This is a genomic window from Pseudoalteromonas sp. NJ631 (genome assembly GCF_000276645.1).
GTDB classification, from domain to species: Bacteria; Pseudomonadota; Gammaproteobacteria; order Enterobacterales; family Alteromonadaceae; genus Pseudoalteromonas; species Pseudoalteromonas piscicida.
Genome location: NZ_AKXJ01000002.1, coordinates 211,692 through 233,388, shown reverse-complemented (window position 1 = coordinate 233,388; position 21,697 = coordinate 211,692). Strand labels below are relative to the sequence as shown.

Here is a 21,697-nt window from a genome sequence, read left to right as displayed (position 1 = left end):
TCCCGCTCATATAAAGCAGTCTGCAAAGTGAAATTTTTGGCACTTTTGCACGATGAAGTTTGCAACTGAATGCTAAAGTGTGTAAAAAACTAGGTTAGCAACTATAATTTCAGATTACATTTTTTGCGATGAAGGTCGCATCTACGTATTATTACTCCGTAATATGCAAGAGTCTGAATTACTAAGGAAAGCCTATTCATGCCAAACGCGATAAGACTAACAAGTACCCTTCTTCTGGGCACATTATTTGTTGTCATATTGCTGCATCTATCTTTTAAGGCTCACGTGCTTGAGCTGCTCGCTACAACCCCGGCAAATGAGCACCTTACAGCATCAATGGTATCACCTTGGTATTCCCCACTACTGCACGGTTTGAACTTTGCAGCAAGCGGAAACCACACTTATGTTGCGGTAGAATCAACGCTCGGAATACCCAAATATTTGGATGTAAGTACAGTTTGGTATGCCGTATTTACTTCTCCAATCACTCTCATTTCAATTGCAACTTTACTCGCGATTGTTGCGTATCTTTTTAAGGCAGAGCGCCGCTACCGTAATCAAGATGAAGATATCAGCGAGGTGAATAAGGACGTAGGTGGAATATTGACGCGTTTAGAGGTCGACAGTGCGCCACTGCACCATAAGTCCTCTCTTGCCAAGCTCAGCCATGCGATCCACGATTTGTCTAGCCATCTTGCACGAGTAAAACGCCATTCAGAGTCTCAAATTTTTCAAGACAAGCTCACAAAGCTTATAGATAGACATGCATATATTGACCATATCGAGGCAAAGTTAAAACAAGCAGAGTTGGCGCAACAAAAATGTGGCCTACTATTTATTGATTTGGACGGCTTTAAGCAGGTCAATGATTCCTTTGGCCACAGTTTTGGCGACGAAATTCTGATCCAAGTTGCTGCTCGGCTCGCAAAAGTGGTTCGCCAATATGGTTTAGAAGATTGCCACCCTATTCATGGCCTTGAACAAAACCTTTCAAGACTCGGCGGCGATGAATTTTCGCTATTTATTCCCAAATTAAACAATCCAAGTTTGTGTACAGAAATCGCCCAGTCCATTCTTAGTGATATAGAGCGTGATTTCTTGCTTGGCAATAAGCTTGTCAAAATTGGAGCAAGTATCGGCATCGCGGTATACCCAGATAGTGCGGCAACACCGAACTCGTTATTACAGATGGCTGATGTTGCCATGTACAGAGCAAAAACGGATGGTCGTGGAATTTTTAAAGTTTATTCCCCCGAAATGGGGTCGAAAATGCGACGTTATCATTACCTATTGGAAGAGTTACGACTCGCTATCTCTGCACAAAGCTTTTATCTGTCTTTCCAACCGATAGTGCATGTTGAAGATTGTGCTATCGACTATTTTGAGGCACTTATTCGTTGGAACCATCCGATAGAAGGCCAAATTCCACCGGCCGAATTTATTCCAATTGCAGAGGAATCTAATTTAATTTTAGAGCTTGGTGATTGGATCCTACTTGAGTCGTGTAGGCAAATGTGTGCATGGCATAATGCAGGGATGAAAAAGGTAAAAATCTCAGTTAACGTTTCTGGAATACAACTAAAACACAGAAAGGTCTTTGAATGGGTAAATGCGGCCCTAGAAAAAACCGGTCTACCAGCCACTGCTTTGATGCTGGAGATCACGGAATCCACTCTTATCAAGGCCAGCAATGAAACGATTTCACAATTGCAACAATGCCGAGATGCAGGAATAAGTATCGCAATAGACGACTTTGGAACAGGTTTTAGCTCGCTAAGCACCCTCGCCGATTTACCTATCGATGTGATAAAAATCGATAAACTATTTATTACTCAAGCCAATAGCAACCCTAAGTATCGTAAGATCCTCAATTCCATCAGCGAACTTGGACAGCAGTTAGAATTAAAGATTGTTGCCGAGGGCGTTGAACAAACCGAACAATTTGAGCTAGTTAAAAACCTAGGAATTAGCTGTGTACAGGGGTATTTAGTGAGCCGGCCTGAAAGCTCAAATAATGTGGGTAGCAAAGTGTTAAATGGCAATGTGAATCACATCGCAGCCACTGGCACCAGCATTTGGTTACCAGAGCAAGTTGGGTAGCTGCTGTTAATAGTTAAGCGAAAAAAGTTAGCTATATACTGCACCTTCCACGCTAGGAAACCTATTATGCTATAAGTTGGGTGCTTGGCAAATCGTGATTAACGCCCACAGTATTTAATCTGAACCAAGGTAAGGTTATTTATCGCTTAAATTTGGTTTCTAGGATAACCGACGAATTGGTACGCTCAATCCCCTCTAAATTACCGATTTCATCTAGCAGATGACTCAACTGCTCCAAACTCTGTGCTTCAACAATAGCAATCAAGTCATATTCCCCACTAATGGCATAGAGTGCAGAAACATTTGGCAACTGCTGCAATGCTAAATTCGCCTTTGTAGTGAGTTTTTGTTTTACCTTAATAGAAACGTGTGCCGATACTAAATCGTCCATATACTGCTCAGCAAACTCTACGCGATAGCCTTTAATTACGCCATTTTGCTCTAATTTTGCGATACGATTTTGTACTGTGGTTCTGGAAAGGTCTAACTTACGTGCCAACTCAGAGATGCTCTCTCGTGCGTTATTACGCAACAGTGCAATGAGCTTTTCGTCTTGTGAACTAATCATTTTGCAATTTAATCATGTTAATTTGACATAAATGATAGCAAATATGTGAATTATTGCACTGCAAATTATTACAAAAGCGCGTAATAATGAAGAAATAGCAAGTTGGCTGTGAGCAGAACAACAAGTAATCAGCTTCTGCCCGACAGTGATACCGCACAATGATAACAATTTAGGAGAAAGCGTCATGCAAGCAAATCGCGAATTATTCGATGAAGTCATGGTTCCAAACTACAACCCGTCAGCCGTTATTCCAGTTAAAGGCCAAGGCTCTCGCGTATGGGATCAGACAGGTAAAGAGTTCATCGATTTTGCAGGCGGTATCGCCGTAAACTGTCTAGGCCATTGTCATCCTGCGCTCGTCTCTGCACTTAAAGAACAAGGCGAAAAAATTTGGCACTTATCAAATGTGATGACCAACGAGCCGGCGCTTCGCCTTGCCAAAAAGTTAACTGATGCAACGTTCGCAGAAAAAGTCTATTTTGCAAACTCAGGCGCTGAAGCAAACGAAGCGGCACTTAAACTTGCGCGTCGTTGGGCACTGGATAAATTTGGCGCAGAAAAAACGCAAATTATCGCATTCAATAAAGGCTTCCATGGTCGTACTTTCTTCACGGTAACGGTTGGTGGTCAAGCAGCCTATTCTGACGGTTTTGGTCCAAAACCTGATGATATCACTCATATCGACTATAACGATTTAGCTGCATTTGAAAAAACAATCTCAGACAACACTTGCGCAGTCATGATGGAACCGCTTCAAGGTGAAGGCGGGATCATTTCTCCAAATGCTGAGTTTGTCCAAGCTGTGCGCGAACTATGTGATAAACACAACGCGCTACTTATTTTTGATGAAGTACAAACGGGTGTTGGCCGAACTGGTGATCTATATGCTTATCAAGGACTGGGTGTAACACCTGATATCCTAACTAGCGCAAAAGCACTAGGTGGCGGTTTCCCAATTGGCGCGATGCTTACTACCACTGAAATTGCAGCTCACCTTAAAGTAGGCACCCATGGCTCAACTTATGGTGGTAATCCACTAGCCTGCGCGGTAGCGGAAGCTGCATTTGACACAGTAAATACAGAATCGGTGTTAGCTGGCGTAAAAGCCAAAGAACAACTATTCAGAGATGGCCTAAATGCTATTAACGACAAATACAATGTATTTTCTGAAGTGCGCGGTAAAGGTCTTCTTCTTGGTGCAGTGCTCAATGACAAATTTGAAGGCCGTGCACGCGACTTCCTAGTAGCAAGTGCAGAGCACGGTTTAATGTCATTAGTTGCTGGCACTAACGTAGTTCGTTTTACGCCTTCTCTTGTGATCACTGATGAAGAGATCCAAGAAGGCCTAGCACGCTTTGAACAAGCAGTTGCTGCAGTAGTAAACGGCTAAGGAGCTGGGGACCTCGGTCTCCTCTTTCTCATGTTAGTATTAAGACCAATACAAAAAACTGACTTCGACGCGCTAAAAACCATTGCGGTTGAATCTGGCCATGGGTTTACCTCACTGCCAGTAGATGACGAATTGTTGTCTAATAAAATTAACCGCTCAGTTGAAAGCTTTGCAAAGTCAGTGTCAAAACCATACGACGAAGGCTATTTATTCGTCCTTGAAGACACACAAACGGGCGAAATTATAGGCACCACTGCGATTGAAGCTGCGGTCGGTATGTCTGTGCCTTTATATCACTATCATCTTGGCAAAACAGTACATCACTCAAGCACTTTGGGTGTCTATAATACTGTTGATATTCTATCGATGTGTAACGACTACACCGGAAGCTCTGAGATCTGCACGCTATTTTTACGTGAAGGTCATCGCCAAGGGTTAGCTGGTCGCTTTCTCTCAAGAAGTCGTTTCTTATTTATGGCAGAACATGCTGAGCGCTTTAGCGATACCGTTATTGCAGAAATGCGTGGTGTAAGTGACGAACATGGCCATTCACCATTTTGGCAGTGGCTGCAAGAACACTTTTTTAGCATTGAATTTCCGCAAGCAGATCACTTGGTCGGTCTCGGGGACAAAGTGTTTATTTGTGAACTTATGCCCAAGTATCCCATCTATGCAAACCTACTAAGTCCAGAAGCACAAGCTGTGATAGGTAAAGTGCACGAGAAAACCAAGCCTGCTTTGCGTTTATTACAAAAAGAAGGGTTTGAACACCGTGGCTATGTTGACTTGTTCGACGCAGGTCCAACGGTAGAAGCCAAGCTAGACAACATTAGAACGGTTAGAGAGTCGTTTAAAGGTGAGGTTGAAATAGTCGCTTCACTACCAGACAAGCTCCCTAGCCTTGCTATTTCAAATGGTCGATTAGACGCGTTTAAAGCCACGTTTACCGATCAGGCTTATCTGTGCGAAGCAGAAGAAAAAATTCAGCTGACCGCAGAGGTAGCTAATGCGCTTGATGTCACTCAAGGTGAACTGATAAACGCATTTAAACTATAGATTTCAATGTCGTGCTGATACCAATTGGTATAACGTTTAACAAGCTGTCACCAAGACAAAAAATTAGGAAACCATTATGCACAACAACGTAGATACACTATTTGAACACCTGTGGGACAACTACTTAGAAGTAACACCTTCTGCAGTTAAAGTTCATGAACTTCTCGGCTCAACGCAAAAAGACGACGTGATCAATGACCACATTGCATTGCGTACCTTTAATATTGAAAAAGTAGGCCTAGAAAAGCTCGCTGCACATTTTAAAGCCGTGGGTTATACAGAGTGCGGCGAATACCACTTTGAAGCGAAAAAGCTATATGCCAAGCACTATGAACACCAAGATCCAACTAAACCAAAGGTGTTTATCTCTGAGCTGCTCGTTGAAAAATGTTCAGAAGAACTACAAGCTATCGTTAAAGACATGGTTGAGCAAATCGACGAGTCAGCAGTAACAGCTGAAAACTTCCTGTATTCTGGCACCCACTGGCGCGTTTCTCACGAGACATACAAAAAGCTACTCGCTGAGAGCGAGTATGCCGCATGGATGTCTGCATGGGGCTACCGTGCAAACCATTTCACGGTAAGCATCAACTACCTGAAGAACTTCACCACAATTGAAGCTGTAAACCAAGCGCTCAAAGACAACGGTTTTGAACTAAACACATCAGGTGGCGAAATCAAAGGCTCTCCAGAAGTGTTACTGGAGCAATCTTCAACGCTTGCTGATCACCAAAATGTGCAATTTAATGACGGTGAATTTAGTATTCCAAGCTGCTTCTATGAGTTTGCTCTGCGTTATGCCAAGCCTGACGGCGAGATCTATACTGGTTTTGTTGCAGCTTCCGCTGACAAAATCTTTGAAAGTACTAACGCAAGATAATCGCGTTTGAAATCAGTGCTTGCCTAAGCACTCTGCCCAAATTGTAAAGCAGCCTTTATGGCTGCTTTTTTAGTTAATATTAGCCACAACTCCAATCAAACTCGCGGTTTACCAAATCAAGCATACCTATCCCTCCGCCAAAGTTATGCCCACCTAAGATCTCTTCGAATTCGATGTAGTAAGAGGTAAGAAAATCTGGGATCCCTTGACCGTTTAAACTCGTCCCGCCTAAATGGTTTGGCAAAACACTCTCTAACCACTCAGGGTCGCCTTCGTACGGATCAATATAACCTGTATCTTCATATTCGCTGGGCGTCTTACCCGCATTAGGATCACTAGGGTTGGCAATAAGCGCAATTGCACGGTTAAAACTCACTGCTTCTGGGGGAATTCCACCAAGCTCGCGATATATTTGGTACTCTTCAGCTGGCAAACTGAGGTACTGGGAATAGTTCATTTTCCAAAAGCAACTCGCCCCACCCTCGACTAGCCATTCAGGGACGCAAACATCATCTTCAAAATGTCGTTCAATAATAGTTGGCGGTGAACAGAGCTCGCCGTAAAACTCAGCTTCACTAAGCAGGAGCGTTGCGTAATAACAATCTAGCGTATCCGCTGCAAACTTACAGCTAGGATGAACCGTTTGCATCGCCTGCCAAAAGGGTTTGAATAGCGGTTCATCTGGCGACTGCTCAGCAAATAACGCCTCTTCTAACCCTTCAATATATTCGGGCCCGCCATCATTATGCTCAACCGCGATTGCAAAAAAACTAACCGCATACGCATTCTCATCAGTGCGATAGCCCTCTGGCAATTTTAGTGTAAAGCTGTGCTTTAGCGGATAACCGGTATGTGGATCAAGCGGCCACTGATTGGCTTTAATTCCGGGGGGCAAACCAAATACCCAGCCATCAAAGCGTGTTTTATCGTCAATGGATTGTTTCAATATCTCGATATTATAAGCATTCATTACTATCTCCTTATTAAATAACGTTGCTTACTCTTAAGTTAGGGCCTGTTTACCTTTCAAGTTTGTTTTTGCAGCAGCAAAGAACAACAGGCCCTAGTATAAAAGTATTAACCCCACAATTGAAATAGGTACTTAGACTTTTACAGTGTTTGAGATACTTAAAAATATTGCTTATATTCATTGCCTGTTGGTGAAAAATCAGTAGGATTAGACAAGGATACTAGTTGTGAATTATTTTGGAACGTTTGGTTCAACAGAAGAAGAGGCGCTTCGCCTTCTCATGCCTGTTGTCGACAGAGCTTTGAAAGCGCATGAGAGAGGAAACTATCAAGCATATTTATCTGTAATAACCGCCGACTTAGCCAAAAAGGTTTCTGAGGAGGGGTTTTTACGGGCATACCGTGAAATCGCGCCGCAGCTTGGCCGCTTAAAATCCAAAACCTTGTTAGCGTCTCTTCGAAGAGGTCAGGATCCAATGCTGATATTCGCAGCGAAATACGAGAACACGCAAGACGATATCGTAATTAATATCACATTTAAAAACGCGACTACCCCGCCTTTAATTACATGGATTTGGATAGAATAGTCCTTCGGTTCAAAGGCTTAGATTAAAACTTATAGGAGGACCGTTTCCGGTTTGCTTCACGCTTGTGTAATAACATGTATAACCCTTAACAGCCGGTTATTAGGACGAGTAAGTGAAAACAGTGACAGGAAATGGTAACCCCTCAACAAAACTAGATTGTATCAGTCACCTAAAGCGATAACTTTGGCAGTAGACACTGCGGATATTTTCACTCCAAAACTGGAGATAATTGGCAGTGTAGCATTATGATGTATTCTTATTTGTTCACCTGACATGTGCTTTTTGCAATGTGTGGTATGGGCATCCGCCACTAATGTAACTGCATAACCCAAACCCGCGGCTCGCCGACTCGTTGTATCAACACAAAACTCTGTAGCATAACCACAAACATAAATATGTTGAGCTCCATGTTCTTCAAGTATGTTAGACAAATTTGTGTTTAAAAATGAATCAGGGGTGGTTTTACGCACGAACAGATCATTGGCGTCAACTTGAAGTACCGATTGTAATTGCCAACCTTCACTACCATACTCAATCGCAGTACCGTTTTGCTCATGTTGAATATAGATCACTGGCACGCCTTGCTTTCGAGCCCAATCTGTCACTAAGTTAATTTGGCTTAACACCTCTTCACTTGCATACGGTTTGGGCTCTGGGTCGAATAAAAGGCTCTGTACATCAATTACCAATACTGCAGATTTCATAGCATACTCTTTTTGGGCATAATCTTGCTTATAAACTCAAAAGCCGCCAACACCTTGAACAGCATTCATTCTTTCAAGGGTTGTAGTGCCCAAGCAATATAAATTACAAGCGTTATATTGTCATTTTAATATTTATACATTGGTCTTACTGCCACATTAGCTATGTCTCAATACAGCTAAACAAGTTATGATAAATGTGTATGCAAAGACCTTATGGATAGCACACTTATGGACAAGATTGATAATCAGATATTACCCCCTTTAGCGACATTACTATGCTTGGTCATAAGCGGGTGTGACGACCTAGGCCAACAAATAGACGCGCTTACTGGCGAGCAAGACAAACAAGTGCAAGCACTGATTGAGCGCACTAAAGCCCAAATGGTGTTTGTTGAAGGCGGCAGCTTTATGATGGGCGATGGTGGTGGTCCAAATAACTTACCTTGGACCATAGCCCGCGACAATAAACCCGCTCATAAGGTGACCCTTACCAGCTATTCGATGGGCGCTTATGAGGTAAGCTATGGCGATTTTGATTTATATACCGCAGTAAATGACCTACCAAAAACCATGTGGGAGGATTGGGGTGAAGGGGAAGTTTGGCGCGCACCTGAATTCCCTGCGGGGGTGAGTTGGTATGATGCCAAGAACTATTGCTTATGGCTGGCAAAACTCACACAACTCCCAATTGATTTACCAACCGAAGCACAGTGGGAATTTGCAGCACGAAACCGTGGTGAAAACATTTTGTTTGCCACCAATACTGGTAGGCTTGAACTCGGTGTAAATTACTCTCTCGCCGAAGAGCCTGAACCGCATATTAGTGGCACCTATCCACCTAACCCATTGGGGTTTTATGACTTAAGCGGCAATATGATTGAATGGGTCAATGACTGGTGGGCTGAGGATTACTATCAACACTCCCCAGAACAGGATCCTAAAGGGCCAAAAGAAGGCACAAAAAAGGTCATGCGTGGCGGGATGTTTTTAGAGTCTCCCCGTGGCAGTAATGTATATACACGGCAAGAATCTGAGAAACTAAAAAAGGCATACAGGGCAACTGGATTTCGCTGCGTGCTCAATCAGTCTTGCCTTTAAATGAGCAACCAAGGTAGTAACCACTCATTGCAGCTTTTGCTTCACCGACAGCAAAATCGACTTTGGCATCAGCTTGAAATGAAAAGACACCATCCTTTGGGCTAAAGTTTGCAGCAATGCCTGCACCATGGGTGTAGCGCATTAATCGCGCCTCTGCACTGGCATCAAAATAGTCGCTTTTTTCAAACCTTTTTATATTTAGATCTTTATTAAGCTCCCTAGCCCATTCGCCCCATATGGTTGTATACGTGTCGACAAGCTTCTTATCATACTTAAAATTGACCTTTAGCTTGCTCAAATCATTTTTAAGCGCTTTGTTCAGTTTGCTACGGTCTAAGTTGCCATTCGCATCGCTAAAACGACGACCGTTTCGAATGTCCGTATCAATTTTATAACGTCTAGTATGATTGGCGATTTTATCACTGCGCACATAGGTATACTTTCGGCCTTTAAAGCCAATGACTTCGGTAATTTTATTAGCGGTAGGGCCTGAGACAAGTGGTTTTAGGGTCTCGTTTAACGCCTTTTTTGCGTCAATTACTTTATCATCTTGCTTCGAGAGGTCTTGTTGTCCAGCCAGCGCTTGCTTTAGCTGCTCCATGGGAGGGTTAAGTACTTCCATTTCTTGCTCTAAAATATCGGCAAGTGACTGCGTGACTGCTATAAAGCTGTTATCTTCTGGAATATATATAAAATCAATAATTTCCTGTTGGTCTTCAGATTCTTCAACCGAAAAACTCACGGAGTGCGTCGCACCTCCGGCTTCAGCGGTTAATGTGTATTCCCCCGCCACAAGCGGTAGCGCCAACTCCCAATCGTAGCCTCTGTCTGGTAGATATTTGCCATTCACTTGCTCCAATATGGCTGATTTTGAACCCGACGTTGGCCCTTTCCAGATTAGGTTAACGCTATTGCTGTTATAAAATTGCCCTTTAACGAGTACATCAAAGCCGGTATTCACCCTGACTTTATCACCCGCTTTGGGAGGATTTTTTATAGTAAACTGAGGATGGTTGAAGCCATATATACGGCTTTCATTCGGTGTGCCAGTATACTGCTCGACAACACTCGCAGCAGTTTCTCCCGGCCCTAATACATGATTTGCAAAACGTCTTTTAGTGGCTTGGTTTTGCTCTAGTTTTACGATTTGCTTTGGATTTGGTTGACCAATAATGACAGATGGCGCAATAGTATCTATGGGTTGTGCTGTACTTTCTAGCTTAGTGGGTGTTTTTTTAATGCCAGCGTTACTCTTACCCATTGACGGTCGCGTTGTACCTACTCCTTGGCTACTATTGAAGCCCACACCATCATTTTTTGAGGCATCGCTTGTAGCAGCATATTTAACTGCAGCACCTAAATGTGCACCGTTTTGGCTTAACTCTCCCGCCCCACCCGAGAAGCCTTTACTGCCACCAGAACCGAACTGACCTTCCTCTTTAGCTTCAAACGCTGACTTTTTAATAAACGCAAAGATCTCCTTTACATTGCCTTGAGAAACCGTTTTGAGACGTTGTACTTGGCTATTTGAAATAACAAGTAGTTGTCTATCGTCATGATGATGAAGTCCACCATGCCAGTAACGAGCGTCTTTTGGATCAATACGTATATAGTCAGTGTGATGGGGGTTAAGTGCTTTAAGAATGATGGTGGGCACTTTAGCCATCGGCAATCTGGTTGGTTGTGCCGAATTTTTTACGTCTGAATCTGACTGAAAAAGTGAATCATCGAATGTACCTTGTTGTGCGTCTTGCACAAGCGCAGGCCACTTGTCAAAAGGCTTCATGCCAATCCTTCCTTGTTTATTCCGGTTGTTCCTAATCAATGCAATTTGCTACTCATCAATGAGCGCGAGATATTAATCGGGGTAGATTTTATACTGATGGATTCAGTTATTCAATCAAGGAAAAATTTTGCTATTTACCTGTTCTAAATGATGAGAAGTTTTTAACGCCGTTAGCGCCTGATTAGCTCCCTCAAATTAAGGAAGTGTAAGACAAAATGGTATGACATATCATTGTCAAAAAGTCCCTGTAGAGTTTAATCTAGGTTACTCTAACACGCTCAAAAGTTAGTTGGTGCGGTAATATTTTCGCGTTGAAAAGCACTTTGATAGCAACAGGGCCAACTTAACCAAAGGCGATTAAAGGAGTTAGCATGACCAGTTATGTATCAGAAATAAAGGCGCTGAATCGCGGGCTAAGTGTAAAGCCTCCCATGACACACCCCGCTATTGATTCAAAAAAACACTACAAAAGCGAGTTAAAGTACTGGCAAACGCAACTATTACATGTGCAACAAGCCTATTTTCATCAAGGGAAGCGCGCTATTTTAGTGTTTGAAGGCTGGGATGCGGCTGGTAAAGGAGGCGCTATTCGCCGCATGACAGAAAAGCTCGATCCACGCGGCGTTAAGGTTTACCCAATCGCAAAACCAACGCCTGAGGAACAAGGCCGGCATTACTTATACCGCTTTCAAACTAAGCTACCACCTCGGGGCACTATGACTATTTTTGACCGTTCATACTACGGCCGAGTGTTGGTAGAACGGGTTGAAGCATTTGCTAGTGAGCAAGAGTGGCGCCGCGCCTATCAAGAAATCAATGAATTTGAGCGTCTGCTGACGGATGATAATGTCCGCATCGTTAAGCTATTTTTACACATTAGCGAAGACGAACAACTCAAACGCTTTACAGAGCGTTTAAATAATCCATATAAGCGCTGGAAACTAACGGAAGAAGATATTCGCAACCGCCAAAAGCGACAAGATTATGAGCAAGCAATTGATGATATGTTTGCTAAAACCGATACGAATTTAGCGGGATGGCATTTGATCCTCGCGGAACATAAATGGTATGCCCGCGTACAAGTGATGAAAACCATTGTCGAAGCGTTAAGCAGGGGGGTTGATATTAGTCCCCCACCTATCGATAAAGCCGTTGTAAAACTGGCAAAATCTCAATTGGGTATTGTTCAAAGGGAGGACTAATCCATGAATCGTCACGACTATCTTGCATCTTACTTTAATGAGCGTGAAGGCATTCACGTAAGCAATGAGTGCAGTAAATTCGACAAAATGAGACTCAGTCCATTTCGGTTCTTCCGTGGTAGTGCCGCGCTTATGTATAAGGACTTACTGGAGCAACAACTACACTTACCTGAAGCGGCCACCAGCCTGCCACTCACCTACGTAATGGGCGATTGTCATACGGGCAATTTTGGCTTTCATAGTGAAGAAGGCAGCCACGGCGATACCCTAATTTTTGAACCTAATGACTTCGATGATGCCTGCGTCGGACACGCTGCGTGGGACCTGTTTCGCTTTTTAGTGAGTTTACCGCTTACCCAACTAGAAGGTGGCCGTATTCAAGAACAAGCACAGGATATTAAAGACAGAAGTAAACCTTTGGTTAGTAAAGAGCTAGTTGCCCAAGCACAATTGGACTTTTTACACAGCTACCTAAAAGCTTGTCAGTTGTCGCTGGAACATAAGGTCGATAGCAACACAGGCTTAACCGAGTTTGATAATAACCATATATTGCATAAACGATGGCAAAAAGGGTTGCAAAGAATGGCGGGGGGCGCCGCGTTTACGATTAAAAGTACACTTGCTAAGGAAATCGACCTCAGCATTAAACCGCTACGTTTTCGCGAAGACAAACTGAAGTTTAAGCAACTTGACCCCGATTTAAAAGAAAACCTTATTCATCACTTTGCGCCCTATGTTGATGACGAAATTTTAGATTGTGTTGAGCGTATCGACCAAGGCACAGGCTCACTGCATCTGAGCAGATATTATTTGTTGGTTGGCCCAAACGTACAAAAGCCCACTAAAGATATTCTGCCGCTATGCCACATTGTGGAGGTAAAACAACAGCAACTCGCTTCGCCTCTTGCTTACTTTGCAAATTTAAGCCCAGTGAATCGCTTAGATCCCGCACACTTAACCGTCAACAGTCAAAGAAAAATGCAGCGCCGTACCGATCTCATTTTAGATAATGCACTGTGGCAAGGCAGTCACTGGCTGGTACGCTCGCGCCATCATGCTCGCGTTGGTATAGACCCAGAAGACATCACCATTGGTAAGCGTGCAGCGACTAAGTCGGGCTTTAGCCAATATGCAGAAGCTTGCGGTGAAGCCCTTGCCCTTTCACATATGCGAGCAGATAGACGCTCCTTACAATTTCAAGAAGATGCAGTAGCCATTTTGCCTAGTCTCATCGATCAATTGGTCAAATCGGCCAGTCATTACAGCGAGCAAGTCGTAGCCGATTGGCGTTGGTTTTGCGAGCAATCCCAGAGCTAAGCAGTAGCGCACTCAACTTGCTTTTGCTTTGGAATGTCTACAATCAGACCATCCTCTGCGATGATGAGTGCATTGCTAAAGTGCAACTTGGCCTCTTCAATAAGAGGCTGCAGCATGCCCTCACCATGATAGCGCACGCTAAAATGAGTGAGCGCGAGCGTGGGCACTTGATGTAATTGTGCAAATTGAGCGATGCGCTTAGCATCGCTATGCCCTGTATGAAATCCCACTTTATGAAGATCTGCAGCGGTAAAGGTAGCTTCATGAACAAGCAAATCGACCTCTTTTATCATCTGCGATAGCAAGCCGGGCTTTTCGTTATCACCACAAATTATTGCAACTCGAGGTTGCCAACTATAAAAACTGTAGTCATCCGAGGTTAAAAGTCGTCCTTGATATTCTACGTCTTGGCCCTTTTGCAACAGGTTGTAGTGGCCGCCAGACGCAATGCCATCTAGCTGAAGTTTGTCTATTTTTAACTTGCGAGGAATGCACTTTTCCGTGAGTTTATAGCCAACACTGGGCACTCTGTGTTGTAGCGCTATGGTTTCGATATCGCAACATTCAAGTTGTAACTTATCGTTTATTTCTTCAAAGGCGATGGTGATTAAGTCAAAACTCAACCTCACCTCTGTCAGTGTAAAACAGCTTTGCACAAACTGAATAACAGCCCTCGGCGCAATTAATTTTAGCGGCGCTTTGCGAGAGTTTAACGCCATGGATGAAATGAGTCCGGGTAATCCATAGCAATGATCCCCATGAAGGTGAGTAATACAAATTGCTTCGAGATGATATAGGGTTAACTCACTGTGTAGCAGTGCATGCTGGGTCGCTTCGGCGCAGTCAATTAGTACCCAGGCTTTGGTATTTTCAAAGCTTACTGCCGCTGCCGACATATTACGTTGCTTAGATGGGCTACCTGAAGAAGTGCCAAGAAAATGTACTTTCACGCCAAAACCGTTTACTTTTTAAGTGGGTATACCATTGTAACGAATATATAACGTAATAGCGAAGCGCGCGTGCTCGCCTTGCAACGTAATCTCTAAGGAGAAGATGATGAATTTGATACCTTCGGACAGCATGATCTTAGTGATCGATATTCAAGAAAAATTTCGTCCTCATATTGAGGTATTTGGCGATATCGAGCGCCAAGTAACCACCTTGCTACAAGCTGCAGAACATTTGTCTGTTCCTGCACTGATTTTTGAGCAATATCCCAAAGGGCTTGGCCATACAGCACCGAGCTTACTTGAATTTAATCTCCCGGTTATCGAAAAAACCGCATTTAGCGCCTACCACGTTGAATCTTGCAAGCAAGCTATTCAAGAATATAAACGCGACACCATCGTCGTGGTTGGTCTCGAAAGTCATATCTGTGTACAACAAACCGTCAATGACCTGCTTGCGGACAATTTCAACGTGGTGATTGTTGCCGATGGTATTTGCTCACGTAATCCAAAACACACAGATTGGGCGCTAATGCAGATGCAGGCCGATGGCGCACGCTTTTTGGCTTTAGAGTCTATTTTATTTCAGTGGCTAAAATCGGCCAAGAATGAGCAATTTAAGGCAATTTCAGCGTTAGTTAAGTGATCGGCTAGCACAGTGAAAGCGTATTCCAAGTATCGAGGTGAACAATGAAAAATGAATTAGATAGCAAGTTCTTGTTAACGGTGTTCGAGCATATTCAAAAGCACGGTGAAGTAAACGAAGAAGGTAAACGCTATGAGGGCATAGTGGCCTATTCAGATCCAGATGGTTACACCATATACCTGCAAGGCAGTGGCGTGTTACTGCGCTCTGGGTTTCATAATACTTATCACTTGGATTATGAACAAGATAAGCACAAAGACGATTTTATTAAGAAGCTAGATTACATTTTTAAAGAGGCGAATGAGTAGCTTATATCCAAATACCAACCGAGGGCGTCGCATTAGACGTCCCCGCCCTGAAAGCAAACAAACCCGCGCATACGTAAACATGGTAGTCGAAGCGCTTAGGGAAAATCCAAATAAACTCAAGATAATCAAAAATAACTGCGATGAATTTCGCCAGCAACGCTTTTTAAAACGTGGCTTTTTGCTCGCCATTGAACGCTTTGATTGGGTGTTTGCAGTGGACGGTCACGTAGAGCGAATTTGCCAGCAGATCCTCGCTGACGACTACATAGGCAAACGCCTACGCCGTTACCCTTTATTATTTAAGGGTGTGTTAGATGATTAATCTCGTTTGGCTCAAACGTGACTTAAGAGTGTTCGACCATAGACCACTTTACGAAGCGTGTAATAATGGCAGACCAACCCTGATCTTGTATGTTGTTGAGCCCGAATATTGGCAACTCCCCGATACCAGCGAAAGACAATTTCAATTTGTAAAGGAGTCGCTGCTAAGCCTTGCTGAGCAGTTGCTGCTTTTAGGTGGCACGCTGACGATTCGCCAGGGCGATATCATTGAAATACTTGAAAAGATCCATCAGCACATCGCGATCGCAACCCTTTATTGCCATCAAGAAACGGGGAATACATGGACATTTGAGCGCGATTTGCGTGTTATTGCCTGGTGCAAAGAAAGACACGTATCGTTTGAAGAATATCGCCAACAAGCCGTATTCAGGGGAAAAGTGAATCGTGATAAGTGGCAACAGCGAGCTGAAGACTGGCTGCAAAGCGACTGTCTACCGACTCCTTCAAAAATTAATCCTCTGCTGCAACAGCACAGTGGTATTGCGCTTTTAAATGACTACCCTGGGAATGACAGCAACTCAGCGCCAAAGCCACAATTAGGTGGACTCAAAGCCGCGCAGCAAACCTTGAATAGCTTTTTTGATCATAGGATAGACAACTATTTATTTGGTATCTCAAGCCCGGTAAAAGCTGTAAACAGTAGCTCCAGACTCAGTCCGTATTTGGCTTATGGCGTGCTTAGTCTCAAAGACGTGTTACATCAAACTCTTGCATTAAATGTTGACTCAAAACGCAATAAGAGCGGTTTTTTATCACGGCTTTACTGGCATAGCCATTTTGTGCAAAAGCTCGAATCAGAACCGCTTTATGCAGAGCGTGCTGTGCATGCATCCTTAATCGATATGCGGGCTAGTGAATTTAATCCGCAACGCTTTGAACTTTGGGCTCACGGCAACACGGGCGTCCCCTTTATTGATGCCTGTATGCGAATGCTGATCACCACAGGCTGGATAAACTTTCGCATGCGCGCCATGTTGATGGCGTTTTCAAGCTATCACCTATGGCTTGATTGGCAACAACCAGCAGCAAGACTTGCCACTCTATTTATAGATTATGAACCTGGGATCCACTATCCTCAGGTGCAAATGCAGTCAGGCACTACTGGGATAAATCCGTTTCGCATCTATAACCCCATAACGCAGGGGCAAAAATATGATCCAGAAGGTAAATTCATTCGCCGCTACATCCCTGAGCTTAATCACGTCCCAACGCATTACTTACATACACCTTGGTTTTATAACGGCTTAAAAGAAGACCAATATCAGCGGCCTGCTATATTACCCGATGACGCAGCAAAAATTGCCCGTGAAAAAATCTCCGCATTTTATAAGCAACATCTAGATAAAGATGAAACAGGCAGAGTGCTTCACACTCACGCTTCAAGGCGCCGCTCAAGTCGTGGGCGCAAAAAACAAGTAAGTTCTGATAAAAATCAGCTTAAGCTATTCTAACTGTTCCGTTTTTGCACAATGTTCCGCCTTTCACCCTAAAAAGAGGACAAATAGCCGCTTAAGCATGACCTCATGTAAAAAAAATGCTAAGGTTGCGCCATTTTTTGGAACTGAGAATTTAGCTATGTCAAATGCTGTAGAGACGCAAGCTGATAGTCAGGACCAACAGGGGCAAAAAGGGGGATTATTTAATCGCTTCTTGGCAACTGTTGAGTTCTTAGGGAATATGCTTCCCCACCCTATTACTTTGTTTGCAATGTTTTGTATCGCCATCGTGGTATTCAGTGGTATTGCCGATTGGATGGGGTTATCTGCCATCGATCCTCGCCCAGAAGGCTCCGCGGGTCGCGACCCCGACGGTGTTATTGAAGTCGTAAGCTTGATGAGTGCTGAGGGTCTGCAACGCATTGTGACAGGTCTTGTAACTAACTTTACTGGCTTTGCACCGCTTGGCACTGTACTTGTTGCATTACTGGGGGTTAGTGTTGCAGAACACTCAGGCATGCTATCTGCTGCAATGCGCGGCATGGTAATGGGCGCTTCAAAACGCCTTGTTACGTTCATGGTTGTATTTGCCGCTATCTTGTCTAATACCGCATCAGAACTTGGCTACGTTGTACTTATTCCGCTTGCCGCAATGATTTTCCATAGCCTTGGTAGACACCCACTTGCTGGCTTAGCCGCTGCATTTGCTGGCGTATCCGGTGGCTACAGCGCAAACTTATTGCTTGGCACCATAGATCCGCTATTAGCTGGTATTACGACGCCTGCTGCGCAGATGATTGACCCAACTTACCAAGTAGGACCTGAAGCGAATTGGTACTTCATGATGATTTCAGTATTCCTAATTGCCATCGTGGGAACCTTAGTCACCGAGAAAATCGTAGAGCCACGTTTAGGGAAATACGACCCTAAAGAAGCCAGCGTTGATTTAAGTGAAAACAATATCGAGAAGCTTTCAGTAAAAGAAAAATCAGGCCTCAAATGGGCGGGTGTATCACTACTCGTAGTAAGCATTCTACTTGCATTAACCATAGTGCCTGAAGATGGCATCTTACGTCACCCAGTAACAGGCGAAGTGGCGGGTTCACCATTTCTAAAAGGGATTGTGGTATTTATCTTTGTAACCTTTGCTATTCCGGGTTTTGTGTACGGTCGTGTGGTCGGCACCATGAAAAATGACCGCGATATTATTGATGCAATGAGTAAAAGCATGAGCTCGATGGGCATGTATATCGTGTTGGTATTCTTTGCCGCTCAGTTTGTTGCATTCTTTAAGTGGACAAACCTAGGTACTATCCTTGCGATAAATGGCGCAGCACTATTACAGGCGCTAAACCTAACTGGCCCTGAAGTATTCGTACTGTTTATATTCATGTGTGCACTCGTGAACCTAAGCCTTGGTTCATCATCAGCTCAATGGGCTGTCACGGCACCGATATTTGTTCCAATGCTGATGCTTATCGGCTATGCGCCAGAAACCATTCAAGCAGCGTACCGAATTGGAGATTCAGTTACTAACCTTATCACTCCGATGATGAGTTACTTTGGTTTGATATTAGCGGTTGCGACTAAATACAAAAAAGACATGGGTATAGGTACTCTAGTGGCCACGATGTTGCCGTACAGCATGTTCTTCTTTATCGGCTGGGTTGCACTATTCTACGTGTGGGTGTTTGGCTTTGGTCTACCAGTTGGACCTAACTCTCCTATCTATTACAATCCGTAGCTAATACTTTAAAATTATCTAAATGCCAGCATTTGCTGGCATTTTTATTTGTGAAAACCTCAACCCTCACCTAAGGTTGAATAGGAGACAGCGAAGAAGGAGCCGATTTTGGATACCAATAACGTTGCAATTATTACATTGGTATTAAACTAACTTCACGTGATCACTGTTATTTTATGCCCTGTTCCTGAGTGATACACGTGACCTAACATTAGGTGAATTATGTACACACTCTTTTACTATCCACAAAGTGCGAGCCTTGCGCCTCATATTTTATTAGAACTCATTGGTGAGCCTTATCAACTTGAACTGGTGGATATCAAAAAAAACGCCAACCGTAGTGCACAATACTTAACACTAAGCCCTGCCGGACAAGTACCAGCCCTCGTTGACGACGACTTTACCTTATTCGAAAGCGCTGCAATTTCTCAGTACCTAGCTGAAAAGCACATCGACAAGCAGCTTATCCCAACTGAGCTAAAACCAAAATCACAGTGCCTGCAATGGATGCATTTTATGAGCGCTTCTATTCACAGCGACTTATTGATGTACACCTACCCAGAACGACACACCCAAAGTGCTTTGATGTATGACGACCTTATTCGCTCGCAGCAAGGCCGACTAGAAGAAGGGTTTGGTATTATTGATACCTTACTTGCAGACAATCATTACCTGTTTGCAAATCAATTTACGCTATGCGACAGCTATTTATTTATGCTTTGTGAGCGTGCGAAGACATTTTTAGAAAAAACGCCTTCGCTTAAAAATGTACGCCGCTATTATCGCCAAATTGCGGCAACACCAGCTATTAGCAAAGCCTTAGAAATGGCTGAGTTTTAGCCTGAACGATTAACGTTAATAAGTACAATACCGGTCAGCACAGCAATCACGCCCACGACTTTTTGCAGGTTAATAGGCGTATAAGGTACACCAAAGAGACCAAGCTGACCGATCACCATCGCTACCACCATTTGACCACACAAGTAATAAGCCATTAGGTTACCTATACCCATTTTAGGAATTAAAAAATAACAGAGTCCCACCCCAGTTGCACTTAGCACCCCACCTAAACACCACAAGTACCAAGGCACCGCTTTTAGCTCTGAGGTTGCTGGCAGCACGTTATCAGATACCCGAAAGGCAATAAAGGCATAGAATGCGCTGACGGTAAACGCCACTCCTGCAGCCAATATCGGACTTTTTAATAAACCGCCAAGCTGTGCATTCATGCTTGCCTGCACCGCAATTGCACCACCTGCAAAAACGGCTAATATGGCAAAAATCATCGTCACACCTCAATATGCAGCAAGTCTCTCGATTTCCTTACTTTGCTTGTATTCGCGCTCACATCCGTACTGTCACGAATGCCAATTGGCGCAATTAATACCGTGCGTAAGTTTAAGGATGAAAGACCCAACACGTCATCGTAGGCAACCTTATCGATACCGGTCATTGGGCAAACATCAATTTCCATACTGGCGGCTACCAGCAGCAATGTACCGAGGGCCAAGTGAGCCTGCTCAGAACACCAGCTATATTGAGACGCACAGTCCATGGTGTGTAGCGCGTCTTTCATACCCAATTCCATCTGTGCATAGATAAGCTCATCAAGGTTTCGATTCGCCTTAAAGTCTTGAATGTAGCGCTCTACTTGGCTATCTAAAGGTGACATATCCGCAGCAAAAACTAATAGATGACTATTATCAAGCACCTTTTGTTGTCCATACGAATGCGGTAGTAATGCTTTTTTTATCGATTGCTTGGATATTTGAATAATCTTGTAAGGCTGTAAGCCAAATGCTGAAGCACTCAACCCCGTCAGTTCGATTAACTTATCGACTTTGTCCTGAGCAATGGTTTGCTCAGAAAATTTGCGGACGGCGTAGCGCCAATTCAATAACGATTCTAGTTGTGATGTGTTCATAAGTTGCTCTCCATTATGTCTGAGGCAACTTTAACAAGGTGAAGAGCTTGGCTCATTTACCTATGTAAACGAACCTGAATTTTTTAACGATTTTCTTATTCGGCTTAACTGTGTAGGAGTGATCCCAAGGTGTGACGCTAAATGGTATTGCGGTACGCGCTCAGCAAGCTCTGGCTGCTCTTTTAAAAATGCGAGATAGCGCTCTGTGGCGTCTAACTGCACCATATAAAGCTCTCGCTTATCCTTTTCTAACAACCAGTTCTTCTCGAGGTACAGTATTTGAAATCGCATTAATTCCGGATTATCCATCAGCAGTGCTCTAAACTGCTTGAATTTGATTAGGACTACCTGTGAAGCTTCAAGCGCTTGGATCCCTTGATTGGCAGGCTCTTGGCGATGTAGCGCACGCATTACACCAGGAAATTCCCCCGTCACAAAAAAACGCTTATTGTATTCCTGCCCAGCAGCATTGGTATTTACTAATCTAACTAACCCTTGATGTAAAAATGCAAAAGTAGTCAGATACTCTCCTTCTTTGTAAAGCCACTCATCTTTCGCGAGTAGTTTAATGCTGGTGATCGCAGCAATAGCGGACCAGGTTTCTTGAGAAAGTGGATAATAGGCGTCTACCGCTTGTTTTAATCTTGTTAGTGCATCCATGAGTTCTAGCTTTATGATATTATTCGGATTAAC

General features: G+C 43.7%; 22 protein-coding genes. 14 read left to right on the top strand and 8 right to left on the bottom strand.

The features are described 5' to 3' along the window. The first annotated feature begins 198 nt into the window (after nt 1-198). The gene (locus A587_RS0105575; protein ID WP_017216763.1) at nt 199-2,100 is read left to right on the top strand and encodes a putative bifunctional diguanylate cyclase/phosphodiesterase; all 1,902 of its coding nucleotides are present in this window, start codon (nt 199-201) and stop codon (nt 2,098-2,100) included. Nucleotides 2,101-2,239: 139 nt separating this feature from the next. Here the strand turns inward: A587_RS0105575 and A587_RS0105570 are convergent, their stop codons facing one another. Continuing rightward, nucleotides 2,240-2,668 (bottom strand): Lrp/AsnC family transcriptional regulator, encoded by a 429-nt coding sequence (locus A587_RS0105570; protein ID WP_010372995.1) that lies wholly within the window; start codon nt 2,666-2,668, stop codon nt 2,240-2,242. Between the two features lie 184 nt (nt 2,669-2,852). Here A587_RS0105570 and A587_RS0105565 point away from each other — a divergent pair, with 184 nt between their 5' ends. The 3 genes from A587_RS0105565 (at nt 2,853) to A587_RS0105555 (ending at nt 5,994) form a co-directional block, all read left to right on the top strand. Beyond that, nucleotides 2,853-4,058, top strand: coding sequence for an aspartate aminotransferase family protein (locus tag A587_RS0105565; protein WP_017216762.1), 1,206 nt, complete (start codon nt 2,853-2,855; stop codon nt 4,056-4,058). A 30-nt stretch (nt 4,059-4,088) separates the two neighbouring features. Continuing rightward, a complete protein-coding gene (astA, locus tag A587_RS0105560) occupies nt 4,089-5,114 on the top strand; it encodes an arginine N-succinyltransferase (RefSeq protein WP_017216761.1) in 1,026 nt (341 codons plus the stop codon). Nucleotides 5,115-5,190: 76 nt separating this feature from the next. Then, on the top strand, nt 5,191-5,994 hold the full coding sequence (locus tag A587_RS0105555) for a DUF1338 domain-containing protein (protein WP_010373001.1): 804 nt from the start codon (nt 5,191-5,193) through the stop codon (nt 5,992-5,994). A gap of 79 nt (nt 5,995-6,073) precedes the next feature. On the opposite strand, the gene A587_RS0105550 is transcribed toward A587_RS0105555, so the two are convergent. After that, nucleotides 6,074-6,964: a hypothetical protein gene (locus A587_RS0105550; RefSeq protein ID WP_017216760.1), complete on the bottom strand. Its 891-nt coding sequence runs from the start codon at nt 6,962-6,964 to the stop codon at nt 6,074-6,076. A gap of 226 nt (nt 6,965-7,190) precedes the next feature. Between A587_RS0105550 and A587_RS0105545 the strand changes: the two genes are divergently transcribed. Further along, entirely contained in the window at nt 7,191-7,550 is a 360-nt protein-coding gene (locus tag A587_RS0105545) for a hypothetical protein (protein WP_017216759.1), read from the top strand. Nucleotides 7,551-7,711: 161 nt separating this feature from the next. Here the strand turns inward: A587_RS0105545 and A587_RS0105540 are convergent, their stop codons facing one another. After that, complete coding sequence (locus A587_RS0105540) at nt 7,712-8,254, bottom strand: cysteine hydrolase family protein (protein ID WP_017216758.1); 543 nt, start codon at nt 8,252-8,254, stop codon at nt 7,712-7,714. A gap of 213 nt (nt 8,255-8,467) precedes the next feature. Here A587_RS0105540 and A587_RS23830 point away from each other — a divergent pair, with 213 nt between their 5' ends. Further along, a complete protein-coding gene (locus tag A587_RS23830) occupies nt 8,468-9,352 on the top strand; it encodes a formylglycine-generating enzyme family protein (protein WP_017216757.1) in 885 nt (294 codons plus the stop codon). On the opposite strand, the gene A587_RS23825 is transcribed toward A587_RS23830, so the two are convergent. After that, nucleotides 9,333-11,138: a hypothetical protein gene (locus A587_RS23825; protein ID WP_017216756.1), complete on the bottom strand. Its 1,806-nt coding sequence runs from the start codon at nt 11,136-11,138 to the stop codon at nt 9,333-9,335. The two genes, A587_RS23830 and A587_RS23825, sit on opposite strands and share 20 nt — an antisense overlap. 371 nt (nt 11,139-11,509) lie before the next feature. Between A587_RS23825 and A587_RS0105525 the strand changes: the two genes are divergently transcribed. Beyond that, nucleotides 11,510-12,340, top strand: coding sequence for a polyphosphate kinase 2 family protein (locus tag A587_RS0105525; protein ID WP_017216755.1), 831 nt, complete (start codon nt 11,510-11,512; stop codon nt 12,338-12,340). Between the two features lie 3 nt (nt 12,341-12,343). Next, entirely contained in the window at nt 12,344-13,657 is a 1,314-nt protein-coding gene (locus A587_RS0105520; protein ID WP_017216754.1) for a DUF2252 family protein, read from the top strand. On the opposite strand, the gene A587_RS0105515 is transcribed toward A587_RS0105520, so the two are convergent. Continuing rightward, nucleotides 13,654-14,607 (bottom strand): ribonuclease Z, encoded by a 954-nt coding sequence (locus tag A587_RS0105515; protein ID WP_026000887.1) that lies wholly within the window; start codon nt 14,605-14,607, stop codon nt 13,654-13,656. The two genes, A587_RS0105520 and A587_RS0105515, sit on opposite strands and share 4 nt — an antisense overlap. Before the next feature lie 103 nt (nt 14,608-14,710). Between A587_RS0105515 and A587_RS0105510 the strand changes: the two genes are divergently transcribed. From A587_RS0105510 to A587_RS0105485, 6 genes are all read left to right on the top strand, one after another. Next, nucleotides 14,711-15,250 (top strand): isochorismatase family protein, encoded by a 540-nt coding sequence (locus A587_RS0105510; RefSeq protein WP_223193527.1) that lies wholly within the window; start codon nt 14,711-14,713, stop codon nt 15,248-15,250. Between the two features lie 44 nt (nt 15,251-15,294). After that, the gene (locus A587_RS0105505; protein ID WP_017216752.1) at nt 15,295-15,558 is read left to right on the top strand and encodes a DUF3081 family protein; all 264 of its coding nucleotides are present in this window, start codon (nt 15,295-15,297) and stop codon (nt 15,556-15,558) included. Continuing rightward, complete coding sequence (locus A587_RS0105500) at nt 15,551-15,880, top strand: hypothetical protein (RefSeq protein WP_017216751.1); 330 nt, start codon at nt 15,551-15,553, stop codon at nt 15,878-15,880. Before A587_RS0105505 ends, A587_RS0105500 begins: the two co-directional genes overlap by 8 nt. After that, the gene (locus A587_RS0105495; protein ID WP_017216750.1) at nt 15,873-17,351 is read left to right on the top strand and encodes an FAD-binding domain-containing protein; all 1,479 of its coding nucleotides are present in this window, start codon (nt 15,873-15,875) and stop codon (nt 17,349-17,351) included. Before A587_RS0105500 ends, A587_RS0105495 begins: the two co-directional genes overlap by 8 nt. Before the next feature lie 124 nt (nt 17,352-17,475). Continuing rightward, a complete protein-coding gene (locus A587_RS0105490) occupies nt 17,476-19,080 on the top strand; it encodes an AbgT family transporter (RefSeq protein WP_026000886.1) in 1,605 nt (534 codons plus the stop codon). Nucleotides 19,081-19,302: 222 nt separating this feature from the next. Continuing rightward, nucleotides 19,303-19,920 (top strand): glutathione S-transferase family protein, encoded by a 618-nt coding sequence (locus tag A587_RS0105485; RefSeq protein WP_010373036.1) that lies wholly within the window; start codon nt 19,303-19,305, stop codon nt 19,918-19,920. Here A587_RS0105485 and A587_RS0105480 read toward each other — a convergent pair. From A587_RS0105480 to A587_RS0105470, 3 genes are read right to left on the bottom strand one after another with little or no spacing between them, the layout of a single operon-like run. Beyond that, on the bottom strand, nt 19,917-20,366 hold the full coding sequence (locus A587_RS0105480; RefSeq protein ID WP_017216748.1) for a DMT family transporter: 450 nt from the start codon (nt 20,364-20,366) through the stop codon (nt 19,917-19,919). The two genes, A587_RS0105485 and A587_RS0105480, sit on opposite strands and share 4 nt — an antisense overlap. 2 nt (nt 20,367-20,368) lie before the next feature. Continuing rightward, nucleotides 20,369-21,004, bottom strand: a complete 636-nt coding sequence (locus tag A587_RS0105475; RefSeq protein ID WP_017216747.1) for a nitroreductase family protein — start codon at nt 21,002-21,004, stop codon at nt 20,369-20,371. 60 nt (nt 21,005-21,064) lie between these two features. Continuing rightward, nucleotides 21,065-21,664, bottom strand: a complete 600-nt coding sequence (locus tag A587_RS0105470) for a Crp/Fnr family transcriptional regulator (RefSeq protein ID WP_017216746.1) — start codon at nt 21,662-21,664, stop codon at nt 21,065-21,067. Nucleotides 21,665-21,697 lie beyond the last annotated feature (33 nt).

Excerpts from the sequence above, each read along its gene's own strand:
- A587_RS0105575 (WP_017216763.1), top strand. The coding sequence starts at position 199 with ATGCCAAACGCGATAAGACTAACAAGTACCCTTCTTCTGGGCACATTA.
- A587_RS0105570 (WP_010372995.1), bottom strand. The coding sequence starts at position 2,668 with ATGATTAGTTCACAAGACGAAAAGCTCATTGCACTGTTGCGTAATAAC.
- A587_RS0105565 (WP_017216762.1), top strand. The coding sequence starts at position 2,853 with ATGCAAGCAAATCGCGAATTATTCGATGAAGTCATGGTTCCAAACTAC.
- astA (WP_017216761.1), top strand. The coding sequence starts at position 4,089 with ATGTTAGTATTAAGACCAATACAAAAAACTGACTTCGACGCGCTAAAA.
- A587_RS0105555 (WP_010373001.1), top strand. The coding sequence starts at position 5,191 with ATGCACAACAACGTAGATACACTATTTGAACACCTGTGGGACAACTAC.
- A587_RS0105550 (WP_017216760.1), bottom strand. The coding sequence starts at position 6,964 with ATGAATGCTTATAATATCGAGATATTGAAACAATCCATTGACGATAAA.
- A587_RS0105540 (WP_017216758.1), bottom strand. The coding sequence starts at position 8,254 with ATGAAATCTGCAGTATTGGTAATTGATGTACAGAGCCTTTTATTCGAC.
- A587_RS23830 (WP_017216757.1), top strand. The coding sequence starts at position 8,468 with ATGGATAGCACACTTATGGACAAGATTGATAATCAGATATTACCCCCT.
- A587_RS23825 (WP_017216756.1), bottom strand. The coding sequence starts at position 11,138 with ATGAAGCCTTTTGACAAGTGGCCTGCGCTTGTGCAAGACGCACAACAA.
- A587_RS0105525 (WP_017216755.1), top strand. The coding sequence starts at position 11,510 with ATGACCAGTTATGTATCAGAAATAAAGGCGCTGAATCGCGGGCTAAGT.
- A587_RS0105520 (WP_017216754.1), top strand. The coding sequence starts at position 12,344 with ATGAATCGTCACGACTATCTTGCATCTTACTTTAATGAGCGTGAAGGC.
- A587_RS0105510 (WP_223193527.1), top strand. The coding sequence starts at position 14,711 with ATGATGAATTTGATACCTTCGGACAGCATGATCTTAGTGATCGATATT.
- A587_RS0105505 (WP_017216752.1), top strand. The coding sequence starts at position 15,295 with ATGAAAAATGAATTAGATAGCAAGTTCTTGTTAACGGTGTTCGAGCAT.
- A587_RS0105500 (WP_017216751.1), top strand. The coding sequence starts at position 15,551 with ATGAGTAGCTTATATCCAAATACCAACCGAGGGCGTCGCATTAGACGT.
- A587_RS0105495 (WP_017216750.1), top strand. The coding sequence starts at position 15,873 with ATGATTAATCTCGTTTGGCTCAAACGTGACTTAAGAGTGTTCGACCAT.
- A587_RS0105490 (WP_026000886.1), top strand. The coding sequence starts at position 17,476 with ATGTCAAATGCTGTAGAGACGCAAGCTGATAGTCAGGACCAACAGGGG.
- A587_RS0105485 (WP_010373036.1), top strand. The coding sequence starts at position 19,303 with ATGTACACACTCTTTTACTATCCACAAAGTGCGAGCCTTGCGCCTCAT.
- A587_RS0105480 (WP_017216748.1), bottom strand. The coding sequence starts at position 20,366 with ATGATTTTTGCCATATTAGCCGTTTTTGCAGGTGGTGCAATTGCGGTG.
- A587_RS0105475 (WP_017216747.1), bottom strand. The coding sequence starts at position 21,004 with ATGAACACATCACAACTAGAATCGTTATTGAATTGGCGCTACGCCGTC.
- A587_RS0105470 (WP_017216746.1), bottom strand. The coding sequence starts at position 21,664 with ATGGATGCACTAACAAGATTAAAACAAGCGGTAGACGCCTATTATCCA.